General features: G+C 71.6%; 5 protein-coding genes, 1 tRNA gene and 1 pseudogene. 2 read left to right on the forward strand and 5 right to left on the reverse strand.

Going from position 1 to position 7,226, the window contains the following annotated elements; genetic code table 11:
- Positions 1–218: 218 nt before the first annotated feature.
- The 4 genes from HUX53_RS30170 to HUX53_RS30185 form a co-directional block, all read right to left on the reverse strand.
- Positions 219–1,463 (reverse strand): ABC transporter substrate-binding protein, encoded by a 1,245-nt coding sequence (locus tag HUX53_RS30170; protein ID WP_176406614.1) that lies wholly within the window; start codon positions 1,461–1,463, stop codon positions 219–221.
- Positions 1,464–1,932: 469 nt separating this feature from the next.
- Positions 1,933–2,298 carry a hypothetical protein gene (locus HUX53_RS30175; RefSeq protein ID WP_176406615.1) on the reverse strand — a complete coding sequence of 122 codons (366 nt, stop codon included), beginning with the start codon at positions 2,296–2,298 and terminating at the stop codon, positions 1,933–1,935.
- A 239-nt stretch (positions 2,299–2,537) separates the two neighbouring features.
- Entirely contained in the window at positions 2,538–4,037 is a 1,500-nt protein-coding gene (locus HUX53_RS30180; RefSeq protein ID WP_176406616.1) for a CoA-acylating methylmalonate-semialdehyde dehydrogenase, read from the reverse strand.
- On the reverse strand, positions 4,034–5,380 hold the full coding sequence (locus HUX53_RS30185; protein ID WP_176406617.1) for an aspartate aminotransferase family protein: 1,347 nt from the start codon (positions 5,378–5,380) through the stop codon (positions 4,034–4,036). The genes HUX53_RS30180 and HUX53_RS30185 overlap by 4 nt, the downstream gene beginning before the upstream one ends.
- A 114-nt stretch (positions 5,381–5,494) precedes the next feature.
- Here HUX53_RS30185 and HUX53_RS30190 point away from each other — a divergent pair.
- Together HUX53_RS30190 and HUX53_RS30195 are read left to right on the forward strand one after the other, a co-directional pair.
- Positions 5,495–6,394: pseudogene (locus tag HUX53_RS30190) on the forward strand (PucR family transcriptional regulator ligand-binding domain-containing protein); the annotation flags it as partial.
- A 158-nt stretch (positions 6,395–6,552) separates the two neighbouring features.
- Positions 6,553–6,626, forward strand: a tRNA-Ala gene (locus HUX53_RS30195).
- A 108-nt stretch (positions 6,627–6,734) separates the two neighbouring features.
- On the opposite strand, the gene HUX53_RS30200 is transcribed toward HUX53_RS30195, so the two are convergent.
- Positions 6,735–7,091, reverse strand: coding sequence for a hypothetical protein (locus HUX53_RS30200; protein WP_176406619.1), 357 nt, complete (start codon positions 7,089–7,091; stop codon positions 6,735–6,737).
- Positions 7,092–7,226: the final 135 nt, after the last annotated feature.

Consider the following 7,226-nt stretch of genomic DNA (forward strand, 5'->3'; position numbering starts at 1 on the left):
CCGCCGCGGGCGGGGCCCTCGGGAGCCGCGCACGGACGCCGGGCGGCCGGCCGGGAAGCCGGCGCCGGCGAAGGCGGCGGGCCTCGCGTCCGTCGTCGTGGAGGTCTCTCCAGGGAGAAGGGTGACCCGGGCATTCGGGGGGAAGTCCGGGACCACCCGGCAGGCGCGCCCGGCTGGGGGCGGCCGGGCGCGCCGGAGAGACCTCTAGCCCCTACGGTCTACGGCTTGGCCTGCGGTTTCACCGACTGCGGGCGGGTCGCCTCGATCCACACCTTGGTCCACTCGGCGTAGTCGGTGCAGTCGTTCTTCTTGGACTTGCCGCCGCACGCCTTCGCCGGCGCGTGCGCGAAGATGATCTTGTCAAGGTAGTTCCGGTCGCCGACGTGGTAGGCGGCGCAGAAGCCGGACCGGAGCCGGTCGCCCGAGCACGCCTGCGGGTTGGCGGGCGCCACGCCGGTCCACTCGGCGACCTGCTGCTGGACGTCCGGCGACGCCGTCCACTGCAGCCACTGGTACATGCAGTTCGGGTGCTGGGCACGGGCGCCGATCATCCACGCGTCCATCCAGCCGGTCATGCCCTCGGCCGGGACGACGCCGCGGACGGGCCGGCCGGCCCGGTTCAGCACGTCCACCTGGTAGGACCCCGCCTGGCCGAGCACGGCGCGGCCGCCCGCGAACGCGCTGACCGCGTCGGCGGGCTCCGCCCAGTACGCGCCGACGTGGGGGCGCTGCTTCGCCAGCACGCGCCCGGCGGCGGCGAGCTGCTTCGGCGTCAGCGAGTACGGGTCGCGGATCTTGAGTTTGCGCTCCCGGCCCTTGAGGTACAGCGCCGCCTCGGCGATGGCGAGCGGGCTGTCGCGCATGATGATCTTGCCGGAGTAGCGCTGCGCCTGGGCGGGGTCGAAGACCGCGGCCCAGCCGGCCGGCGGCGGCACGGTCCGGGTGTCGTACATGAGCAGGTCGGCGCCCCACACGTACGGGATGCCGTAGTGCTTGCCGTCCCGCTCCAGCAGCCCGCGGAGCTTCGGCTCCAGCTTCTTGTAGCCGTCCACCAGGTCGGTGTTGACGGGGACGACCTGGTTCTCGGCGATGAGCCGGCCGGCGACCTCCGGCGGCGCGGCGACGCCGTCGTACCGGCGGTCCTGGTCGCGCATGAGGCCGGCCATCTCCTCGGGCGTCCTCGCGACCTTCAGGCCGACCTTGCAGCCGGTGCGCTCCTGGAAGGGGGTGACCCAGTCGACGCGCGGGTCGGTGCTGCCGCTCTCGATGGCGCCCGCCATCGTGACGAGGTTGAGCATCCCCTCACCGGGCCCGAGGGTGGTCGCGACCTTGGTGGCGGTGACCGGCTCCTCGTCGTCCTCGCTGCAGCCGGCGAGGCCCGCCGCGGCGACCGCCGCGGCCGCCACCAGGGCCGCCGCCACCTTGACCCGCGCCCCACCGAGCAGTGTGGCCGTCCGCCGCATGTCGCTCCCGATCCGTGCCCAGGGCCCTCCCCCTCGTGAACGGGCCCATCGGCGCAGCGTAGCGCGTCCGGCCCTCCGGGACGGCGCGTACCCGCCGGGAACGGGCGCCGGCGGCCGGTCCGGGACGCCATTCCCGTCGTTTCGGCGGCCACCCGCGATTGGATCGCCGGTTTTCCGCGCTTTTCCCTGCGGCGGGCGCCGGCCCGGCGGTCAATTACCGAAGATCGCGACTCGGACAGGCGCCCGGACTGTTTCTGAAAGGTAAGCAGGACCTGTCCATTGCCGCACCATTATGTGCGGCATTTCGGACGGGTCGTTAACGGAGAAACCGCCGGGACCCCGGGGGACGGCGGGTGCTGGCGTCCGCGCCATACACGGAGGTTGCTGGAGAGGGATATGGCGCGGGCTGCCGTCCTTCCCGGGGCCGCGGCGGCACCGGCGGGCGTGGCGAGGGGTGGGGAACAGCGGATCACCGTGCGGTGCTGCCCGGCCACGCGATCACCGGTACCCGGCCGAACGGCGACGGTGTGACGCCCTCGATACGGCGTAGGTTCGAGGGACGCCGCACGTCCGGCCGGGTGTCGCGGGACGGCCGTCGGCCGTCGGTCCGAGGAGCCGGCTGCGGCGCCGGCGACCGCCTCGGTGCGGTGTGCTTGACCACCTCGATCCGTGCGATGAGCCGCTGCGGGGTGTCGGCCTCCAGGAAATCGCCGACGTCGCGGTCGGTCGGCGGCAGTGCCCACCAGTGGCCGGTGCACAGGCCGAACCAAATGGTCCAGCCCGGAAATCGCCTTCCCAGCGCATCCACCTCTGCGGCGTGGTCGCCTGCGGCCATAACGCGGCTCCCCTTGACTGCACACCCTGACTTTTCAATTTCGCCTCAATTAATTGAGACAGTCAGATTGTGTCGCCGGACACAGACGCCGTCAATGGATGTTGGCATTATTCGCACCGGCGTGCCGGACAAAAATTAACGACAAAATATCGCGGCGGTGGGAAACTCCCAAACGGCGCCGGCCCGGGCATGCGCACGGCCGGTGCCCGCGGGGGTCACCGGCCGTGCGCGCCGCGTCGTCAGCCGCTGGTGGGGAAGCCGAGGTTCACCCCGCCGTGGCTCGGGTCGAGCCAGCGGGCGGTCACGGCCTTCGTCCGGGTGTAGAAGTGGACGCCCTCCATGCCGTGGGCGTGGCTGTCACCGAACAGCGAGTCTTTCCAGCCGCCGAAGGAGTAGTAGGCCATCGGAACGGGGATCGGCACGTTCACCCCGACCATGCCGACCTCCACCTCGTTCTGGAAGCGGCGCGCCGCGCCGCCGTCGTTGGTGAAGATCGCGGTGCCGTTGCCGTACGGATTGGCGGCGATCAGTTCCATGGCCTCCGCGTAGGAGCCGGACCGCACGACCGACAGCACCGGGCCGAAGATCTCGTCCTTGTAGGCGTCCATGTCCGGGGTGACGTGGTCGAGGACGGTCGGGCCGAGCCAGAACCCGTCGCCGGCGCCGCCGAGGACGTCCGGGTCGCGCCCGTCGATCGCGAGCGTGGCGCCCTGCGCGACACCGCCGTCCAGGTAGGACGCGACCTTGTCGCGGTGCGCCGCCGTGACGAGCGGGCCCATCTCCGACCCGGCGTTGTCGCCGGGGCCGACCGTGAGCTTCGCGACCCGCTCGCGGATCTTGGCCATCAGCTCGTCCCCGACCGGGTCCACGGCGACGACGACGGAGATCGCCATGCACCGCTCCCCCGCCGAGCCGAACCCGGCCGACACGGCGGCGTCGGCGGCGAGGTCGAGGTCGGCGTCCGGCAGGACGAGCATGTGGTTCTTGGCGCCGCCGAGCGCCTGCACCCGCTTGCCGTTCGCCGCGGCCGTCGCGTAGATGGAGCGGGCGATCGGGGTGGAGCCGACGAAGCTGACGGCCTTGACGTCGGGGTGGTGCAGCAGGCCGTCCACCGCGGCCTTGTCGCCGTGCAGGACGTTGAACACCCCGTCCGGCAGCCCCGCCTCGGCCCACAGCTCCGCGAGCCGGACCGCCGCCGACGGGTCCTTCTCCGACGGCTTGAGGACGAACGTGTTCCCGCACGCGATCGCCACCGGGAACATCCACATCGGCACCATCGCCGGGAAGTTGAACGGGGTGATCCCGGCGGCCACACCGAGCGGCTGCAGGATCGAGTAGGCGTCCACCCGGGTGGACACGTTCTCCGAGAACCCGCCCTTGAGCAGGTGCGGGATGCCGCAGGCGAACTCGACGACCTCCAGGCCGCGGGCCACCTCGCCGGCCGCGTCCGAGACCACCTTGCCGTGCTCGGCCGAGATCAGCCGGGCGATCTCGTCCCGGTGCGCGCCGACCAGCTCGCGGAAGCGGAACAGCACCTGGGTGCGCTTGGAGAGGGAGGCGTCGCGCCAGCCGGGGAACGCGGCCTTCGCGGCGGCCACGGCGGCGTCGACCTCGTCCTGCCCGGCGAAGTCGACCGTCCCGGCGAGCCGCCCGGAGGCGGGCTCGTAGATGTCACCGCGCCGCGCGGCCTCCCCGTCGAACGGCTTGCCGCCGATCCAGTGTGTGACCTGCTGCGTCATTCATTACTCCTTGTGGGAAGCGAGCCGCCATGTTCCCCATCAATGGCAGCGTCACTTACGGACTCAAGGGATGCGATCAGGATGCCGAGGCCCTCGGCGGCCTCGGCGTCGGTCAGGGTCATCGGCGGCGCCATGCGCACCACGTTGCCGTACAGGCCGCCCTTGCCGATCAGCAGCCCCCGCTCGCGGGCGGCCTCCATCAGCGCGGCGGCGAGCGGCGGGCTCGGCTCGCCGGTGCGCGGGTCGGCCAGCTCGACCGCGAACATCAGGCCCTTGCCGCGCACGTCCGTGACGATCGGCAGGCGTTCGGCGGCCCGGCGCAGCCCGTCGATGATCGTGCCGCCCTGCTTGGCCGCGTTGGCCTGCAGGTCGTGGTCGAGGACGTAGTCGAGCGTGGCGTTCGCGGCGGCCATCGAGATCGGGTTGCCGCCGAACGTGGAGATCCCGAGCGCCGGCAGGCCGTCCATCAGGTCACCGCGCGCGACGACGCCGCCGACCGCGAACCCGTTCCCGAGGCCCTTGGCGAACGTCATCATGTCCGGGGTCACGCCGTGGTTGGCCATACCCCAGAAGTTCTGGCCCGTCCGTCCCCAGCCGGTCTGCACCTCGTCGGAGATGAGCAGGATGCCGGACTCGTCCAGGACGTTCTTGTAGGCGGCGAACAGGCCGTCCGGCGGCGCCGTGAAGCCGCCGACGCCCTGGATCGGCTCGGCGATGAGCGCGGCGACGTCCGGGCCGGTCGCGGTGGCGAGGACGTGCCGCAGGTCCTGCGCGCACGCGTCGATGTACTGCTCGTCCGACATGCCGGCGAACTGCGGGAGGTGCCGGTCGGCGCCGTGCAGGAAGTGGACGTCCAGCGGCGAGAACGACAGGTTCGTCCAGGCGCGGTTGCCGGTGACGCCCGCCGCCGCGAACGACCGGCCGTGGTAGCTCTGCCGCATCGCGAGGACCTGGTCGCTGCGCCGCGCGTACGCGGCCAGCAGCAGCGCCGTCTCGTTGGCCTCCGTCCCGGAGTTGGCGAAGAAGACCTTCGCGTCCGGGATGCCGGACAGCCGGGCGATCTTCTCGGCCAGCTCGACCTGGCCGCGCAGCAGGTAGGCGGTGGAGGTGTGCACGACGCCGGTGGCGAGCTGGCGCTCCACCGCGTCCCGCACCTCGGGGACGTCGTAGCCCAGCATGTTCGTGAGGATGCCGGTGAAGAAGTCGAGGTAGCCGTTCCCCTCGGCGTCGGTCACGCGGGCGCCCTTGCCGCCGGCGATCTCGATCGGGTCCGAGTAGTTGAGCGCCATCCACGACGGCATGACCGCCCTGTGGCGGCGGAGCAGGTTCGCGTGTTCCGACATGGCACCAGTGTCGGCCGCGGGAACGCCGCAGGCCACCCGCAGAGTGTCACGACCGGACGCGTCCCGTTAACGCTCTGCTGGCGTCCGGCACCGCCCGGATATCATCGCGGGACGATGCTGCCCACTGTCGACGACGTCCTCCAGCTCGACGCGGTACGCCGCGGCCAGCCGCACGTCGTCGCGGGCGCGGACCGCACCGGCAACCGCGTCCGCTGGGTGCACGTCGCCGAGGTCACCGACATCGCGCACCTGCTGCACGGCGGCGAGCTGGTGCTGACGACGGGGATCGCGCTGCCGGACGAGCCGGAGCGGCTGCGCGCCTACATCGCCGAGCTCGCCGAGGTCGGGGTCAGCGGGCTGATGATCGAGCTGGGCCGGCGCTACGCCACCGTGCTGCCGCCCGCGCTGATCGCCGCCGCCGAGGAGCACGGCCTCCCGGTGATCGTCCTCGCGCACGAGCCCGCGTTCGTGGACATCACCGAGTCCGTGCACGCCCGGATCGTCCGGGAGCAGTTCGCCGAGCTGCGCGCCTCGGAGCGGCTGCACGAGATCTTCACCCAGCTGTCGGTCGAGGGCGCCTCCACCGACGAGGTCGTCCGGCAGGTCGCCGCGCTCGGCGGGCACCCGGTCGTGCTGGAGAACCTCGCCCACCAGGTGCTCGCCGCCGACTCCGGCGGCTCCGACCCGGCCGAGCTGCTGTCGGCGTGGGAGACCCGCTCGCGCGCGGTCCGGCCCGGCCGGCGCACCGGCTACGACCCGGTGTCCGGCTGGCTGGTCACCATGGTCGGCGCCCGCGGCGAGGACTGGGGGCGGCTGATCATCGACCTCGGGGCGCCGCCGTCGCCGCGCGAGACCGTGCTGATCGAGCGTGCCGCGACCACCCTCGCCCTCGGCCGGCTGCTGGACCGGCACGCCGAGAGCGTGGAGCGGCAGGCACACGGGACGATCATCGCCCGCATCCTCGCGCACGCCTACTCCGATCCGCAGGAGGCCGCGGCCCGCGCCCGCGCCCTGGAGGCCCGCCGCGCCGCCGAGGCCGCCGAACCGGCCGAGGTCATCGACCTCATCCCCCTGGACGAGGTCTTCGACCAGTACGCCGACGACCGCCGCGCCGTCGGCGAATAACCGGTGCGCGAGCACTCCCCGATGTTTGCTAACCTTACGGAGTCCTCGGGGCTGTGGCGCAGTCCGGTAGCGCACCTCGTTCGCATCGAGGGGGTCAGGGGTTCAAATCCCCTCAGCTCCACCCAGGATTCGCAGGTCAAGGGCCTGATCGGAGCATACTCCGATCAGGCCCTTGATCGTTTGTCATCACGTTGCCATCAGGACTCCTCGGCATCGGCGAGGTTCTGCCTCACTTCAGGTCGTTGAGTTTGGTGCCGTCGAATTTCCAGGCGTCCCAGCCGTTGGTCTGTTGTCCGGCCAGTTTGGCGGCCGCCGGTGATGGGTCGGTGAAGACCTCGCCGTCTTCGAGGCGGATGCAGCCGCGTTCGGTGACCGTGGCGCGGTAGGTCTCCTTCTTGCGGGGGCGCCGCCAGATGAGCATGTCGCCGGCTCGCAGCCGTCCCGCCTCGATCAGCGGGAGAAGCTTGCCGTCCTTGTGCTCGTTGGGCTGGTCCTCGACCCGGTTGCCAACTCGCGGGGACACCGTCGCGTTCAGCCCGGCCAGGCGGCGCAGGACGCTGTTGGGATCGTCCCCAAAGCCGATCACCTGCTGCTCTAGTACGGCAGTCGTAGAACGTGACCTGAGCGGCAGGCATCGGTCGTAACGTAGGACAGCCGCCCGATGATCTTCGAGTTGTGACGCAAGAAGATTGGGCGGCTGCTGCCGTCATGGTAGAGGCCG

Source organism: Actinomadura sp. BRA 177 (assembly GCF_013372625.1).
Lineage (GTDB): Bacteria > Actinomycetota > Actinomycetes > Streptosporangiales > Streptosporangiaceae > Spirillospora.